Consider the following 14,370-nt stretch of genomic DNA (forward strand, 5'->3'; position numbering starts at 1 on the left):
GAGGGGGGAAAGCCTGTTGCACACCGCGCACGCCTGATCAAGGGGGGCTTATTGAGTCGCAGGACGCATAAGCCAAACATCGACTCAATGTGAGCCACACAACAATATGAAAACCAATCTACTCAGCCGCACTGCCAAGGCCGCAGGCGTGGCACTGATCACCGCTTCCCTGGCCGCGTGCGCAGGTGGCGGCATGGTGACCCCGGGTGGCCAGAACGCGGGCGTGAGCGGCGCTGCGGCCGGTGGCTCCAGCGTGGGCGCAGACCCGACGCTCGAGCGCTGCGCCTCGCCGCTGGGCACCATCGCCATGGATGATGGTCGTAACGCAGACTGGTACGGCCAGTTCGGCAGCGCCACCAAGGTGACGACCATCGACCCGCTGCTGCGCATGGCCGTGCAGCAATCGAACTGCTTTGTGATCACGTCGATCGGCAACCAGAAGACCGACGCACGTCTGTCCCGCATCACCGATCTGCAGCGCAACTCCGGCGAATACCGTGCCGGCTCCAAACAGCAGAAGGGCCAGCGCGTGGCGGCTGACTACTACATGGAGCCGCAGATCATCATCAACGACTCGCCGGTCGGCGGTGTTGCCGGTGCGGTGGGCGGCCTGCTGGGCAACAGCGCCATCGCCGCGCTGGCCGGCAGCGTGAAGTCGAAGGCTTCGGTCGTGACGCTGACGCTGTTCGACGTGCGCTCGGCCGTGCAGATCGCGGCTGCGGAGGGCAGCTCGACCGCGACGAACTACGGCGCCGTGCTGGCCGGTTTTGGCGGTGGCGTGGGCGGCGGTCTCGCCGGCTTCTCGGCGACCCCGGAAGGCAAGGCCACGGTGGTCGCGTTTATCGATGCGTGGAACAAGATGGTCGTCGCGCTGCGCAGCTACAAGGCGCAAGACGTCAAGGGTGGCCTGGGCCGCGGCGGTCAGCTCAAGGTCAACTGATCAGGATTGAACGGGGAAAGCGCTGCGAGGGCATTCAGCGCCCCGAAGTGCGAAAGCAAAAAGCCTGCGGCGGTTGCGTCGCAGGCTTTTTGTTTTTGAATCGGGCGGCGCTCAGCGCGCGTCTTTCGGCTTGTCGCCCTTGGGCCAGTCCTTGGCGCGCGCGGCATAGTCGGGGCGGGGCTGATGGGTAAAGAAAGCTGCCACGTCTACGGCCTCCTGCGCGGTCAGCGTGCCGCCCTGGCCCAGGGGCATGTTGTGCTTCACAAACGCAGCAGCGGTGTACATGCGCGCCATGCCCGCGCCCACGTTGAACGAATCGTTGCCCCATAGCGGCGGCATCAGGTAACCGCCTTGCGGGTTTGGCAGCCCCTGGCCTTCAGCGCCATGGCAGGCGGCGCAGCGCTGCGCATAGATCGCTTTGCCGTTCTCGCGGTTGGGTGCGAGCGTGGTGTCGATCTTCTCGAAACCCCGGCCCGTGACGTTGGTGCCCACGGGCACGCCGCTGGAGAGCCATTTCATGTAGGCGAGGATGGCATTCATGTCTTCGCCAGCGAAGGCGATCGGCTTGCCGTTCATCGAGCGCTGGAAGCAATCATTCACGCGCTGCTGCAGCGAGATGACCGCGCCGCTGCGCGAGCGGTACTCCGGAAACGCAGCGGTCAGCCCGACCCACGGCGAAGCGTAGGGCGTCGTTCCGCCATTGAGGTGGCAGCTCGTGCAGTTCAGGCCGTTGCCGACGTTGTGCGGCAGCTGGCGCTTGGTGTCGGTGAGGATCAGCTTGCCGCGCTTGATGGCGTCGCCCACAGGCCCGGCGGGGATGGTGGCTTCGTCCGGAACTGGCAACGTGGTCGGCGTTGTTTGTGCGAATGCGAATGCGAATGCGGATGTGCCGATGGCGAGCGCCGATGCGGCACCGAGTTTGCACAGCGTCATGTTGTCTCTCGTGGGTTGGTATCGGTTGTATGCACGGGCGCCGACTGGCTAGCGCTTGCGTTCCAGCATGCTGAAGACGGCCATGCCCGCCACCATGGCGGCGACAAAACCGACAGCCTTCGGCACACCCGCGCCCAGCGCCACGAGTGCCGGGCCTGGGCAGAAACCCGCCAGTCCCCAGCCGATGCCAAACACAGCGCTGCCCAGCACGAGGCGGGCGGTCACGCCCGTGGCCGACGGCAACTGGATCAGCGTGCCCAGCCACGAGCGCCCGCGCCGGCGTGCCACGAAGAAGCCGACCCCACCAACGGCAATCGCTCCGGCCATCACGAAGGCCAATGAAGGGTCCCATCGGCCGAACAGATCGAGAAAGCCGAGCACCTTGGCCGGATTAGCCATGCCCGACACGATGAGCCCCGTCCCAAACAGCAGGCCCGCAACGAGTGCAATCACGATGGCCATGTCAGCCTCCCACCACGTGGCGCACCACGAATACGGTGGCGATGCCAGCGGTCATGAAGGTGAGCGTTGCCACCAGCGAGCGCACCGAGCCGCGCGACAAACCGCAGACGCCGTGGCCGCTCGTGCAGCCGCCTGCGTAGCGGGTGCCGACGCCGACGAGAAACCCAGCCGCCAGCACCTCGCCCCAACCGGCGGCGATGTCCGGCACGACGGGGTGGCCCAGCAGTGCGCCAATCATCGGCGCGCCTATCAGGCCGATCAGAAATGCGACGCGCCAACCCATATCCCCATGCGGGCCCTGCAGCAGGCCGCCAACGATGCCGCTGATGCCGGCAATACGGCCGCTGCCCAGCACCAGCACGGCCGCCGCCAGCCCGATGATGAGCCCGCCGACGAGGGCCGCGCCCGGGGCGAAATGAGCGAAATCGATCGACATGGGAAAGGGTGGCGCAGATAACAATCTAGATCCGAATAATATATAAATTTATAGATTGTTTGTCATGTGCCGAGGCAAGGAAGCCAAGCCCGGGCTTGGCGCGACGGAACGGCAGCCTCAAAGTCGGACGACATAGCCCTCGCGCGGGTGGGTGCGGCCCGCATGCAGCGCAGCAATGCGCGCCTGGGCGGCGGCCATGCCGTGTTCCTCGATCAGCGTCAGCCAGCCGTGCCCCGGCTCGCGTACGTGATCGATGAAGCGTCGCTGTGCCGCGTTGAATTTTTCGGTGACGACCGCAGGGCCCCAGTCTGTATTGCGCTTGCGGATTTGCACAGGCGCGAAATAGAACTGCGGCGCGGGGCCGGGCAAGTCGGCAGCCTCGATGAAATCCGTGTTTTGTGCCGATCCGGCAAAGCAGTCATAGACGAGCGCCTCGCCAAAGTGTTCGTGTACGCGCCGGCGCAGTGCCGCATCGCCGGAGAAATCGACGTAGAGCGTGGGAACGTCGGTGGCCAGCGTGTCGAGTGCGTCGTACGTGACGCTGTCGTGGTAGCAGCCCAGGCCATCGACAAAGGCGCGATTGCCGCCCGACGTGAGCGCGGTGAGCGTGAGCCCCGGCGTGTCTTGCAGGCAGAACGCGGTGCCGTACGCTGTTTTGCTCGATGCGCTGGAAAAGACCAGACGCCGCGCGCCAAAGAAGGCGTTGTCCGCGAGAAAATCCGCCAGCATGAACGACGTGATGAACAACGGGCGGTAGAGCATCTGGTAGTTCTCCAGCGCGGCGTCATAGGCGGCGTCTTGCGACACGCGCGTGTATTGGTTGTAGGCGGAGACGAGCGCCTGGCGATGTGCGGCGCCGTCGTAGAAGCCGCGCGGCGTGACGCGTTCGGGCTGCATGCGCAGATGCGTGGCGATCGGGAAGTAGCCGTAGAAGCGCTCGCCGACGTCGACGCCTTCCACTGTCGAGCTGACCACATCGGCAAAGCCCCACACGGGCATGTGGCCCCAGCCATCGTGGCCGGTGGGAAAAAACGCCCAGTACTGCATCGCGTCGCCAAAGGCCGCGTAGGTGATGTTGTTGGTGGTGAGGGCAAAACGGTCCAGGCGCAGCACGACTTCGCCTGGCGCCGCGGCGGGCGCGGTGTCGGCGGTTTCCAGGCGGCTTTCGTTTAGGGCATTCTTGCGCGTAAGGAGCCGCTGGTAAGGGGCGTTCATGGTGTCTTCTCCATTCTCGGGATTGTTGGGCGGATGGCTTCACTCTATCGTCGGCAGGCGGGCACCGGGTTCGGAAACGAGCCGGCCGAAACCGCCCGCGCCAAACCGCTGAAGCGGCCGTCGCAGCGCCGCGCCAAGTTCACGGTGCAGGCTATCTACGAGGCGTTTGTTCGGATTTGGCAGCGCGGCGGCGCGCAGGCCGCGACCACGCGGGCGGTGGCCTTGGAAGCCGGTTGTTCGGTCGGCACGCTGTACGAGTACTTCCCGAACAAGGAGGCGCTGCTCTCGGGCTACGTGCGACACACCATCGAGGTACTGCTGGCGCGCATTCAGAGCGAGGTGACCGACCGTGTCGGTACACCCTGGCCTGACCGCGTGCGTCACCTCGTGAGGCTGAGTTGCGGCGATCCGGCGCTCGATCCGCCGTACTTTGATCACGCCATGCTGATGCGCGAAGACCGCATCGCCGAAGCCAAGCACCATGCGCGCTTCTTCGAAGAGCTCGGCGCCGCTTGGCGCCGCGCGCTGGATGCCTGTTCCGATCTGCCTGTCCGGCCCGACGACGCGCTGGTACAAACGCTGCTACAAGCCATCTGGGGCGCACGTCGCTATCGCCTGTTGCTGCAGGAGCGGGCGCTGCCGACCCCGGTGTGGATCGGCGAGATGGAGCGGCTGTGCCTGCTCGCCCTGGGTGCAAGACCTGACGCGCCTTGATGCCGGGGTTTCGGAGGGGTGTTGCCCGATGGGGACACACGCGTGAAGGCAGGGTGTGGACCGATTGTTTGGGCAGCGCATCCTCGCTAGGCTGAGACTTTGCAGGGAGGACTGCGATGAGTTGGCAGAACTGGGTTGTCTCGAGGATGGTGCGCAACCAAGTCAAGAAGCCGACCGAGCGGGAGCCGTTCGACCCTATCGCTACGCGCCTGCATGCCGAGAAGCGCAAGATGCCTTCGCCGGTGGAATTGCCGCCGGATTGGCGCATCGTGCCGGCCTTTGGGGCCAACGGCGGCCCCCTTACCGGCGAATGGATCGAACCCGCTGATCCAGACCTGCATGACGACGCGCCCGTTGTCCTGTATCTGCATGGCGGCGGCTATTTTTTCTGCAGCCCCCGCACGCACCGCCCGATCACCATTGGGCTCGCCACACATGCGCGTGCCCGCGTGTGCGTCCCGGACTACCGGCTGGCGCCCGAGCACCCGTTTCCCGCGCCGGTCGAAGATGCACTGTTGACGTACCGCACGCTGCTGGCACAGGGCGTGGCGCCATCGCGCATCGTGGTGGCGGGCGACTCCGCGGGCGGCGGGCTGGCATTGGCGCTGCTGGTGGCCTTACGCGATGCGGCCGATCCGCTGCCGGCGGGCGCCGTGCTGTATTCGCCGTGGACGGATCTTGCCGCCACCGGCCAAAGCCTGATCGAAAACGATGAATCCGACGTGATGTTTCGCGGAGCTTGGATGGCGCACGGTGCGGCGTTGTACCTGGGCGACTCTGGGGCGCCGACGGACCATCCGCTCGCCTCGCCGCTGTATGCCGATTTCACGGGGTTGCCGACGCTGCACTGCTATGTCAGCACCAGCGAAGTGCTGCGCGACGACACCCTCCGAATGGCCGAGCGTGCGCGGGCGGCCGGGGTATCCGTTTCGGTAGAAATGGGGCGGCGGCTTCCGCACGTGTGGCCGATCTTCTATCCTTTCCTTCCAGAGGCGCGTGTAGCGCTCAAACGATCGGGCGAGCAGATCAGGCGACTGGTTGCCGCCCGGCACGAGAACCGAGAACCGGTGGCACTGACGCCGGCATGACCGGACCGGCGGCGCCCCTTGCGTAGCCCGGTCGGGATGCGCAAACGGGGAGCCCAGCATGCGTCGGGTGGTGGTATTGGGTGTGGTGCTGGCCGTGGCGGCCGGTACCTGGCAGTGGATCCGGCTGCATCGGCTGAGGCTGGCCGATGTGCGTTTTGCTCCGATCGAAAATGTTCTTGCCGCGCCCGGGGTCGCGGGCGCCCCTGCGCGCAATGCCAACAAATCCCACTGGCTCAAGGCCTGCGACCAGGCACTCGGCCCGATGCGCGTGGAGGTGCGCGCCACTGAAACGCCGCTGTCCTTTTCCAACGACCGCTCGGTCGAGCAACTGACAGCCGAGGCGCCGCCGTACGACCGCTCAGCGCGCGTGCTCGGCAAAACCTATGCGACGCTCGTGGCGCGATTCGACGTCAACAGCCGCTACATGGCCATCGCGACGCAGCCGGCCACGACCTGCCTGCGGCCGTCCATTTCGGTGGAACTGGTGCTGAGCAACTTCAGGGTGACGGTGGCGCGTGAATTTGCGCCGGGCACTTGCGCCTACAACGCGATCCGCGAGCATGAGCTGCGGCACGTCGCTGTGAACCGCGCGGTGCTGCCGCACGCCGCCGAGGTGATTCGCAAGGAAATCGAGAGCGAATACGGCGGCCGCCTTTACTTTGGCGATCCGGACCGCATTGCCGCAGATTTGCAGGCAGCGCTCACGCGCCATTGGCTGCCGCGCGCGCAATCACTGATCGAGCTGGGCTTGCAGGCGCACGAGCAGATCGATACGCCGCGTGAACAGGACCGCATGAGCCGCGTGTGCAACGGCGAGGTGCAGGCTGTGTTGCAGCAACTCACGCGCGGCTAGCGCGTGACCGCGTGCGAGTTCACGCGGCCGGGCGGTGCGCGGCGCGGGCCTGCAGTTGGGCGACAGCTTGGTCGACGATGGCCTCGGGCGGCAGGGCAATGTCGACGACGATGGCGTCGGCGGGCTCTTCGAGCGTCTCGAACTGGCTCCGCAGCAGGTTCGGGTTGAAGAAGTGATCTTTTCGGGCGGCAAGGCGGCCTTGCAGCAGATCGAAATCGCCCTTCAGGTAGACGAATTCAGCGTTGCCGCCGGGGCCGCGCAGCACATCGCGGTAACGCTGCTTGAGAGCGGAGCAGGCAACCACCAGCGATTGCCCGTTGCTCGTCTTGTCGTCCATGTAGGCGCGGATGGATTCGAGCCAGGGTTTGCGATCGTCATCGTTCAGGGGGATGCCGGCGTGCATCTTGGCGCGGTTGGCTTCGGAGTGAAACTCGTCGCCATCCCGGAACGCGCAGCCCAGTCGCTCGGCGATCTTCTGGCCCACCGTGGATTTGCCGCAACCCGAAACACCCATCACTACTACGATCATCGTCGATCCCTACGTGCAAGAAAGCCCAAAACGTCAGGCCGGCATGTTAGCGCGTTGGCGAGCGCGCCCGCCGATTTTTGCTGCTGCAGCGCAGCAATTGTTCCGCGTCATTGTTCGTCTGGGAACGGATTGCCAAATGCGTCAAGCTGCGTCAAATTGCGACCGACGCAGTGGTGACAAATCATTCAGAACAAGGCCCCAAAAAGGCCAACGTTGATTGGAGGAGATATCCATGGCTGGTGAGGTTTTCGACGCGCGCCCGCGCAACGGTGCGTCGTATGTGGTGGGCGATACGGCCGTGCCGCTGGCGCATCTCACGGTCTCGGCGTTGCTGGCGGATACCGTGCGACGCTGCCCCGACGACGAGGCCGTCGTGTTCCGCGAACAGAACGTGCGCTGGACGTGGCGTGCCTTTGCCGAGCAGGTCGATGCGCTTGCCGCCGGGTTATACGCGCTCGGGCTGGAGCGGGGCGACCGCATCGGCATCTGGTCGCCCAACCGCGTGGAATGGGTGCTTACACAGTTCGCGACGGCGCGCCTGGGGCTTATCCTCGTCAACATCAATCCGGCGTATCGGCTGTCGGAGCTGGAATACGCCCTCAACAAGGTCGGCTGCAAGGCCATTGTGGCGGCCGAGGCGTTCAAGACCTCGCGCTACCTGGACATGCTGCAGACGCTGGCGCCTGAACTGGCGTCTGCGCAGCCCGGCGCTCTGAACGCGGCCAAGCTGCCGGCCTTGCGCTGGGTCATCCGGATGGGCGAGGCCCATACGCCGGGCATGCTCAACTTTGCCGACGTGATTGCGCGTGGAAAAAGCGTACCCGTTGATGCGCTGGATGCCATCACGGCCACGCTGTCGCCCGACGATGCCATCAACATCCAATTCACCAGCGGCACGACGGGCGCACCCAAGGGCGCCACGCTCACGCACGTCAACGTCGTCAACAACGCGCGCTTCGTTGCCATGGCGATGAACCTGCAAGAGGGCGATCGACTGTGTATTCCGGTGCCGCTGTATCACTGCTTCGGCATGGTCATGTCGGTGCTGACCTGCACGGCGACCGGCGCATGCATGGTGTTTCCGGGCGAAGCGTTCGACCCGCTGGCCACGCTGCGCACGGTGGCGGAGGAGCGCTGCACGCAGCTGCACGGCGTGCCGACGATGTTCATTGCGCAGCTCGATCATCCGGACTTCAAGCGCTTTGACGTATCGACGCTGCGCGGCGGCATCATGGCCGGATCGCCGTGCCCGATCGAGGTGATGAAGCGCGTGGTGTCGGAACTGAATCTGCGCGAAGTCACCATCGCGTATGGCATGACCGAGACGAGCCCCGTGTCCTTCCAGAGCGCCGTGACCGATCCGCTCGACAAGCGCGTCACAACCGTTGGCCGCATCCAGCCGCATCTCCAGGTCAAGCTCGTGGATGGCGCGGGAGAGGTGGTCCCGGTGGGTGAGAAGGGCGAACTGTGCACCAAGGGCTATTCGGTCATGCTTGGCTATTGGGACGACGAGGCCAAGACCGCCGAATCGATCCAGGACGGCTGGATGCGCACAGGCGATCTGGCAACGTTCGATGCCGAGGGCTACTGCAACATCGTCGGTCGCGTGAAGGACATGCTGATCCGCGGCGGCGAGAACGTTTACCCGCGCGAAATCGAAGAGTTTCTCTTCCGGCACCCGAAGGTGCAGGCAGTCAACGTATTTGGCGTGCCCGACCCGAAGTACGGTGAAGAGGTCTGTGCGTGGATCGTGCTCAAGCCCGGCCAGCAGGCCACGGAAGACGAGATCCGCGCGTTCTGCCAGGGCCAGATCGCGCACTACAAGATTCCGCGCTACATCCGCTTCGTTACCGAGATGCCGATGACGGTGACGGGCAAGGTGCAGAAGTTCGTCATGCGCGATCGCATGATCGAAGAACTCAAGCTGACAGTGGCCGCCACTGCCTGAATCGAGCTTGCAGTTTCGCGGTTGAAATGCGATCGGGTTGCGCGCGGCTTTTCGTTGCCATGAAGGTGCGTGCCGCGCGCCGTTTCGTTCTCCTGCCCGGGCAGGCCGCAAGGAAAAAACCGAGACACGTTTCCCGCATGCGTCTTGCCGATAGGGGGCGCTCGCAGTCAAGCCTCCACGCAAGACGCCATGTTTGCGGTCCGCACATCATCGAGGTGCGCCACGCGACGCGACGTGCGCCACGGGATGCTCGACCGCCGGAACCCACCGCCCACGCAATGTGAGCGACGATGCCCCGATGTATCACGCCTGAAACATCCATCCGATCGCTTGTCTGAAACGCCTTTGCCGTGCGTATGCGCTCGCGGGGATTGCGTCTTGGGGCGGACGTCATGCAAGGCGTGGCTGCCAGGCGTTCCACGGCGATGTATCAGCGCTGCAACAGAAAGGGCCAAAACCCGCTGCCGAAAATGGACGTCTCGACACGATCGCGCGGCGCTGCGTGCACCTCTAGACGCCGGTCTCGCTGAATCTTCCGCGTTTTCAATCACTTAGAACAGCCGCGTAAAGCGTGCCCGGAAGTTGGCACCGATTATGCAAACGAGCCGCCCCGGGGTGGGTCATGTTTTTCCCACAGGCAGAGCGCGCCGGCCTTACTGGCTGCGTTTCCAGCCGTCCCTCTTACCTTTATGGAGTGCGTTATGAAGAAGACCTTACTGGCCACCGCGATCGCCATGGGATTAGGGGTCTCTGGCGTTGCATTGGCCGATATCGGGAATACGGCGTCCGGCTCGGGTAACAAGACCCAGACCAACACGTCGACCATCAACAGAACCAGCACGGAGACGACGACAAGCACCGCAACGACCACGACGACCACGGCAACCGACAACTCGAATCAGCACAACAACCAAAGCCAGGGCAGCAACCGCGACAACAGCGGCTGGGCCAGCGCTGAAGGCTATGGCACCGCTGCCGCCAACAACGGTGGCGTAGCGACCGCAACATTCACCAACTCCTTCAACACCAGCAAGGCGATTGCCGTCTCCAAGCTGGAAGGCACCGTCACTAACATCAGCGTATCTGGCATCGGCAATGTCGCTACCAACAATGGCGGCACCGCCAATGGCGGCGCCGGTGGGCGTGGCGGCTACGGCTACGGCGGCACAGGCTCTGGCGGCAACGGCGGCGCAGGCGGTGCCGGCGGTGGCGGCGGCGCAGGCGGCAGCTCGGGCAGCGTCACGCATGGCAGCGCAACCAACGGTGGCGCGACGGCCGGCAATGGCGGCAATGGCGGCAATGCCGGCGGGAACGCCGGCGGTGGCGGTAACGGCGGCAGCTCCGGCACGCTGTCAGCGAGCCTGGGCGCAGGGCTGGGCGGCCTGGCAGGCAGCACCAGTGCGGCCGGCGGCGGCGCTGGAGGCAGCGGCGGCGGTGCCGGTGGCTCCGATGGCGGTGACGCCAACCGCCATAACGGCTCAGGCTCGGCAACGGGCGGCGCTGCAGCCGCAGCCGGCGGAAACGGCGCGGCGGGCGGCACCGGCACCAGTGGCACCGCTACCGCCTCGGGTGGCGCTGGCACTGGCACGAGCACGGCCACTGGCACCAGCACGGGTGGCGCAGGCGCGGCCGGCGGGGCGTCTACCAACGTGGCCGGCACTGGCGGCGCAGGCGGTACTTCCACGAATGGCAGCGCGACCAATGGAGCAGCATCGTCCACGGCCGGCAATGGCGCTGTGGGCGCAGTCGGCGCGGCCGGCGGCGCAGGTGGTGTTGGTAATGGTGGCGTCGGCAATGGTGCGGTGGGTGGCACGGGCGGTGCAGGTGGCACGGTTGTGGTGGACGCAGGCACGTTCAACATGTCCAACGCCATGACCAGCGTCGGCCAGTCTGCAGCAGGCGTGATGGTGGCGAACCAGAACAGCGGCTTCGCCTCTCTCATCCAGCAAAGCATCAACGTGCAGGCCAACCTGAATGTGGGCAAATAGCCCGGTACGGGCATGAGCGGGGAAGCGCCGCGGCGCGAGCGATGAAGCTTCGCGCATGACGGTGGATGGGGCCGGACTGCTTCGGCGGTCCGGCCTGCAGTTGGAGCGTGTAGGAGACATTCGATGCGATCCGACAGAAGAACCACAGCAGGATGGGCGGCATGGTGGTTGGCATGCGGCCTGGCAGTGTGGCCAGCGGCAGCAGCGATGGCGGCGGACGACGTGCCGATCGCAGACGGTGCGCAGGTCGCCAACACGGAAGCGGTGCGTCCCCCGGTCGCCGCGGCCGTGTCGGTGCCTGGGTTCGGTCATGCGGTGGGTGCGGATCGGCTCGACAGCTATCGCGGCGGCACGCAGGACCTCTACCAGACCGTCAATGACGCACGCTTGTCGGGCACTGTGAGCGAGAACGCCGCCATAAACGTGGCGACGGGGTCGAACATTGTGCGCGACGGCTCGTTCGCTAACGCAAGCGGGATCCCCACGGTCATCCAGAACAGCGGAGCGAACGTGTTGATCCAGAACGCCACCATCGTCAACGTGCAGTTCCGGCCTTGAGTTTGCGAGGGGCGGAATGATGCGCAAGACGTTGGGTGCAGTGCTGATGGCGCTGGCGTGCGGGCCTGCGTGGGCGGGCGCGATCGACATGCTCGGCACGGGCGGCGGTACCTATGCCGTGCCGGTGACGAGCATGAAGGCCGCGCGCTACCTGCGTACCGTGCATCAGCGTTTCGACTTCAGTTGCGGGTCGGCCGCGGTGGCGACGCTGCTCACGTATCAGTACGGTTATCCGGTGACCGAGCAGACCGTGTTCCAGGCCATGTACGAGCATGGCAACCAGGAGAAGATCCGGCGAGAAGGCTTTTCGCTGCTCGATATCAAACGCTATCTAGCATCGCTTGGTTTCGAGGCGGATGGTTTCGAGCAGCCGCTGGATGCATTGAAGGACGCCCACTTGCCGGCCATCGTGCTGTTGACCGAGAACGGCTATCACCACTTCGTGGTGGTCAAGGGGGTGCAGGAAGGGCGTGTGCTGGTGGGCGATCCGGCCATGGGCACGCGCGCGATACCGCGTGCAAATTTCGAGAGCATGTGGGACAACCATTTGCTGTTCGTCGTCCACAACCGCGAGGCGGGGGCGACGTTCAACGCTTCATCGGACTGGCGCGTGGCACCGCGTGCGCCGCTGGAAGAAGGCATGGACCGCAGTGGCCTTGGAAACATCGTCGTTCCCAAGCATGGTCCGTCCGACTTTTGAGCGTCGTGTGCGCGATGGTGCGGTCGTCCGGCAGGAGGGCATCATGAAGCGGTTTGGCAAGGTAGCGTGGGCCGGGTGGTTCGTGCTGGCTGCGGCCGGGCATGCCTGCGCGTCCAGCATTGACGGCACGGACAACAACCCCGTCCATGCCTGGAAGGCCGTGTCCGAAGACAAGCTCGACGACATGCGCGGCGGGTTTGATGTGCCCTCGCTCGCGGGGTTGCACATTTCGTTCGGTATCGACCGTGCGGTCTTCATCAACGGCGATCTGGTGGCGAGCGCATCAGTCAATATCCCCGATGTAGCGCGCATGACCGCCACGCAGGCGCAGCAACTGGCCTCCGTGGTCAACACGGTGAACCTCGTGCAGAACGGGCCCAACAATGTTGCGCCACCCGAAGTCACCGCGGGTGCGGCAGCGGCGGCTACGGTCATCCAGAACAGCCTGAACAACCAGACGCTGCAGGCAGTGACGACCATCAATGCAGCGGTCAATAGCCTGCCGCAGTTTCGTCAGCTGAATCTCTCCAACGTGCTGCAGGGCGCGCTGGCCAACGTCGCCACCCTGCTGCACTGAGCTAGCTAGAACTGGATCGGCAGTCGAAGCGTGACGGTCAGGTCCGGCGTGTCGCGCGTCAGGCCTGCGCCCACAGACAGGTTCAGCGTCATCTTGGGCGAGATCCGGTACGAATAGCCGACCAGCAGCGTGCCGAGAATGGTTCGCACCGAGCCCGGTACGCGCTCACCGTTCTGCTTGGTCGGCGCGATGATGCTCTGGTCGTAGCCGATGGAGAACGACGCCTTCTCATTCAGCGCCAGGCCCATGCCGAAGTTCAGGCCAATGATGTCGCCGGCCTTCACGTTGCCCAGGAACTGCTTCGAGCCGTCCACCAGGTTCAGGCTCACGTCCTTGCGCTCGAAGTTGTGCAGGTAGCTGATGCTGCCGAAGAACACCGCCGGATCCGTCGGGAACAACCACGTCAGCCCCGGCTGCACGGCGAAGAAGCCCGAGCCCGTCGGTTGCTGCAAGGGCAGGCCGGTGCCCGTGGTATTGCTCACGCAGCGCGTCACGCAATCGGTGGTGACCTCAAACGGATCCTTGCCGGTGCGTGTCTTGAAGCGCAGCCAGCCGATGTAGAACGGCTTGTCGACGCCGCCCGCATTGAGTTGGTAGCGCGCGGTCAGCTCCACATCGCCGATGCCGTGCCCGTGCGAGCTGAAGGCACGGTCGGTCGCCGTGCCGGTAAACAATTCGCGGCTGACGGTGTCGCTCGAGCTGTAGACATAGGGCACGCGCGCTTCCAGTTCCCAGCGTCGCGCCAGGCCGTAGCGCACCGCTACTGTGCCGGTCAGCGTGGTGGTCTTGACCTGCCGTACGTCGATCAGCCCGATCAGCAGCGCGGGGATGATGGTGTAGCCCACGAGCGCCACGCGGTCCGACGACGAATAGGCCATCTGCAAAGACGGCTCGACGACCACCTTGCCCGGCGGAGTCAGGGCGCTGGGCTCGTCGAAGATCTGCGCAATGCGTGGTGGCCTGTCAGGAGGCTCCGGCGGTTTGCCGACCGGCGTGGTGCCGGTCTCGTCGTTCTGTGCAATTTGCGATGCCTCGCCCGCCACGCCGGGAGCGCCGGCTCCGCGCACCGTGTCGAGGCGCCCCTCGCTCATGCCGAGTGCCCGCCGCATGTGCCGCAGATGCGCTTCCTGTTGCTGGATCGAGCGCTTGAGCTCCTGCAGGCGCGCCTGCGTATCGGCAAGCTCGCGCTGCAGCGATTCCAGGCTGGGTGGCTTGTCGTCCACCGGCTCGTTGGTCTGTGCTAGTGCCGACCTGCCGCATAGCAGCAGGCATGCGCACGCAACCGCACGAAGCGGCCCCCATGGTGCGTTCTTCATGGCGATATCCCCGTCGAGAGTGCCCTGTCCACGAAAAGCGGATGGGCCCTTCACGATTTCCCCCGGGTGGCGTACTGCGGATACCACTATAGGCGAGTGGGCGTGAAACGATA

At 65.2% G+C, this 14,370-nt stretch carries 15 protein-coding genes; 9 read left to right on the plus strand and 6 right to left on the minus strand.

Features of this window, described 5'->3' with window-relative positions:
* Window positions 1–106 precede the first annotated feature (106 nt).
* Window positions 107–940, plus strand: a complete 834-nt coding sequence (locus N5B55_RS01645; protein ID WP_012761130.1) for a hypothetical protein — start codon at window positions 107–109, stop codon at window positions 938–940.
* A 111-nt stretch (window positions 941–1,051) separates the two neighbouring features.
* Here the strand turns inward: N5B55_RS01645 and N5B55_RS01650 are convergent, their stop codons facing one another.
* The 4 genes from N5B55_RS01650 to N5B55_RS01665 all read right to left on the minus strand — a co-directional run bounded on the left by N5B55_RS01650 (window position 1,052) and on the right by N5B55_RS01665 (window position 3,986).
* The gene (locus tag N5B55_RS01650) at window positions 1,052–1,873 is read right to left on the minus strand and encodes a c-type cytochrome (protein WP_304538932.1); all 822 of its coding nucleotides are present in this window, start codon (window positions 1,871–1,873) and stop codon (window positions 1,052–1,054) included.
* A gap of 48 nt (window positions 1,874–1,921) precedes the next feature.
* Window positions 1,922–2,335: a DUF6691 family protein gene (locus tag N5B55_RS01655; RefSeq protein ID WP_304538933.1), complete on the minus strand. Its 414-nt coding sequence runs from the start codon at window positions 2,333–2,335 to the stop codon at window positions 1,922–1,924.
* Between the two features lies 1 nt (window position 2,336).
* Window positions 2,337–2,771 (minus strand): YeeE/YedE family protein, encoded by a 435-nt coding sequence (locus tag N5B55_RS01660; protein WP_304538934.1) that lies wholly within the window; start codon window positions 2,769–2,771, stop codon window positions 2,337–2,339.
* A gap of 117 nt (window positions 2,772–2,888) precedes the next feature.
* Entirely contained in the window at window positions 2,889–3,986 is a 1,098-nt protein-coding gene (locus N5B55_RS01665) for a DUF2855 family protein (RefSeq protein ID WP_304538935.1), read from the minus strand.
* A gap of 33 nt (window positions 3,987–4,019) precedes the next feature.
* Between N5B55_RS01665 and N5B55_RS01670 the strand changes: the two genes are divergently transcribed.
* The 3 genes from N5B55_RS01670 (at window position 4,020) to N5B55_RS01680 (ending at window position 6,641) form a co-directional block, all read left to right on the plus strand.
* Complete coding sequence (locus tag N5B55_RS01670) at window positions 4,020–4,700, plus strand: TetR/AcrR family transcriptional regulator (protein ID WP_304538936.1); 681 nt, start codon at window positions 4,020–4,022, stop codon at window positions 4,698–4,700.
* 116 nt (window positions 4,701–4,816) lie between these two features.
* Entirely contained in the window at window positions 4,817–5,788 is a 972-nt protein-coding gene (locus N5B55_RS01675) for an alpha/beta hydrolase (protein ID WP_304538937.1), read from the plus strand.
* 58 nt (window positions 5,789–5,846) lie between these two features.
* On the plus strand, window positions 5,847–6,641 hold the full coding sequence (locus N5B55_RS01680; protein WP_304538938.1) for a hypothetical protein: 795 nt from the start codon (window positions 5,847–5,849) through the stop codon (window positions 6,639–6,641).
* Window positions 6,642–6,660: 19 nt separating this feature from the next.
* Here the strand turns inward: N5B55_RS01680 and N5B55_RS01685 are convergent, their stop codons facing one another.
* On the minus strand, window positions 6,661–7,170 hold the full coding sequence (locus tag N5B55_RS01685; RefSeq protein ID WP_304538940.1) for a gluconokinase: 510 nt from the start codon (window positions 7,168–7,170) through the stop codon (window positions 6,661–6,663).
* Between the two features lie 232 nt (window positions 7,171–7,402).
* Here N5B55_RS01685 and N5B55_RS01690 point away from each other — a divergent pair, with 232 nt between their 5' ends.
* The 5 genes from N5B55_RS01690 (at window position 7,403) to N5B55_RS01710 (ending at window position 12,941) form a co-directional block, all read left to right on the plus strand.
* Window positions 7,403–9,118, plus strand: a complete 1,716-nt coding sequence (locus N5B55_RS01690; protein WP_304538941.1) for an AMP-binding protein — start codon at window positions 7,403–7,405, stop codon at window positions 9,116–9,118.
* A gap of 701 nt (window positions 9,119–9,819) precedes the next feature.
* Window positions 9,820–11,106, plus strand: coding sequence for a hypothetical protein (locus tag N5B55_RS01695; protein ID WP_116575853.1), 1,287 nt, complete (start codon window positions 9,820–9,822; stop codon window positions 11,104–11,106).
* A gap of 123 nt (window positions 11,107–11,229) precedes the next feature.
* Complete coding sequence (locus tag N5B55_RS01700; RefSeq protein ID WP_065859091.1) at window positions 11,230–11,664, plus strand: hypothetical protein; 435 nt, start codon at window positions 11,230–11,232, stop codon at window positions 11,662–11,664.
* Window positions 11,665–11,680: 16 nt separating this feature from the next.
* Entirely contained in the window at window positions 11,681–12,364 is a 684-nt protein-coding gene (locus tag N5B55_RS01705; protein WP_154206313.1) for a C39 family peptidase, read from the plus strand.
* A 43-nt stretch (window positions 12,365–12,407) separates the two neighbouring features.
* Complete coding sequence (locus tag N5B55_RS01710; protein WP_065859093.1) at window positions 12,408–12,941, plus strand: hypothetical protein; 534 nt, start codon at window positions 12,408–12,410, stop codon at window positions 12,939–12,941.
* A 5-nt stretch (window positions 12,942–12,946) separates the two neighbouring features.
* On the opposite strand, the gene N5B55_RS01715 is transcribed toward N5B55_RS01710, so the two are convergent.
* Entirely contained in the window at window positions 12,947–14,257 is a 1,311-nt protein-coding gene (locus N5B55_RS01715; protein ID WP_065859095.1) for an acetate kinase, read from the minus strand.
* Window positions 14,258–14,370 lie beyond the last annotated feature (113 nt).

Source organism: Ralstonia pickettii, from assembly GCF_030582395.1.
GTDB lineage: Bacteria > Pseudomonadota > Gammaproteobacteria > Burkholderiales > Burkholderiaceae > Ralstonia > Ralstonia pickettii_D.

Bases quoted from the DNA above. Each gene is read 5' to 3' on its own strand.
- N5B55_RS01645 (WP_012761130.1), top strand. From the start codon at position 107: ATGAAAACCAATCTACTCAGCCGCACTGCCAAGGCCGCAGGCGTGGCA.
- N5B55_RS01650 (WP_304538932.1), bottom strand. From the start codon at position 1,873: ATGACGCTGTGCAAACTCGGTGCCGCATCGGCGCTCGCCATCGGCACA.
- N5B55_RS01655 (WP_304538933.1), bottom strand. From the start codon at position 2,335: ATGGCCATCGTGATTGCACTCGTTGCGGGCCTGCTGTTTGGGACGGGG.
- N5B55_RS01660 (WP_304538934.1), bottom strand. From the start codon at position 2,771: ATGTCGATCGATTTCGCTCATTTCGCCCCGGGCGCGGCCCTCGTCGGC.
- N5B55_RS01665 (WP_304538935.1), bottom strand. From the start codon at position 3,986: ATGAACGCCCCTTACCAGCGGCTCCTTACGCGCAAGAATGCCCTAAAC.
- N5B55_RS01670 (WP_304538936.1), top strand. From the start codon at position 4,020: ATGGCTTCACTCTATCGTCGGCAGGCGGGCACCGGGTTCGGAAACGAG.
- N5B55_RS01675 (WP_304538937.1), top strand. From the start codon at position 4,817: ATGAGTTGGCAGAACTGGGTTGTCTCGAGGATGGTGCGCAACCAAGTC.
- N5B55_RS01680 (WP_304538938.1), top strand. From the start codon at position 5,847: ATGCGTCGGGTGGTGGTATTGGGTGTGGTGCTGGCCGTGGCGGCCGGT.
- N5B55_RS01685 (WP_304538940.1), bottom strand. From the start codon at position 7,170: ATGATCGTAGTAGTGATGGGTGTTTCGGGTTGCGGCAAATCCACGGTG.
- N5B55_RS01690 (WP_304538941.1), top strand. From the start codon at position 7,403: ATGGCTGGTGAGGTTTTCGACGCGCGCCCGCGCAACGGTGCGTCGTAT.
- N5B55_RS01695 (WP_116575853.1), top strand. From the start codon at position 9,820: ATGAAGAAGACCTTACTGGCCACCGCGATCGCCATGGGATTAGGGGTC.
- N5B55_RS01700 (WP_065859091.1), top strand. From the start codon at position 11,230: ATGCGATCCGACAGAAGAACCACAGCAGGATGGGCGGCATGGTGGTTG.
- N5B55_RS01705 (WP_154206313.1), top strand. From the start codon at position 11,681: ATGATGCGCAAGACGTTGGGTGCAGTGCTGATGGCGCTGGCGTGCGGG.
- N5B55_RS01710 (WP_065859093.1), top strand. From the start codon at position 12,408: ATGAAGCGGTTTGGCAAGGTAGCGTGGGCCGGGTGGTTCGTGCTGGCT.
- N5B55_RS01715 (WP_065859095.1), bottom strand. From the start codon at position 14,257: ATGAAGAACGCACCATGGGGGCCGCTTCGTGCGGTTGCGTGCGCATGC.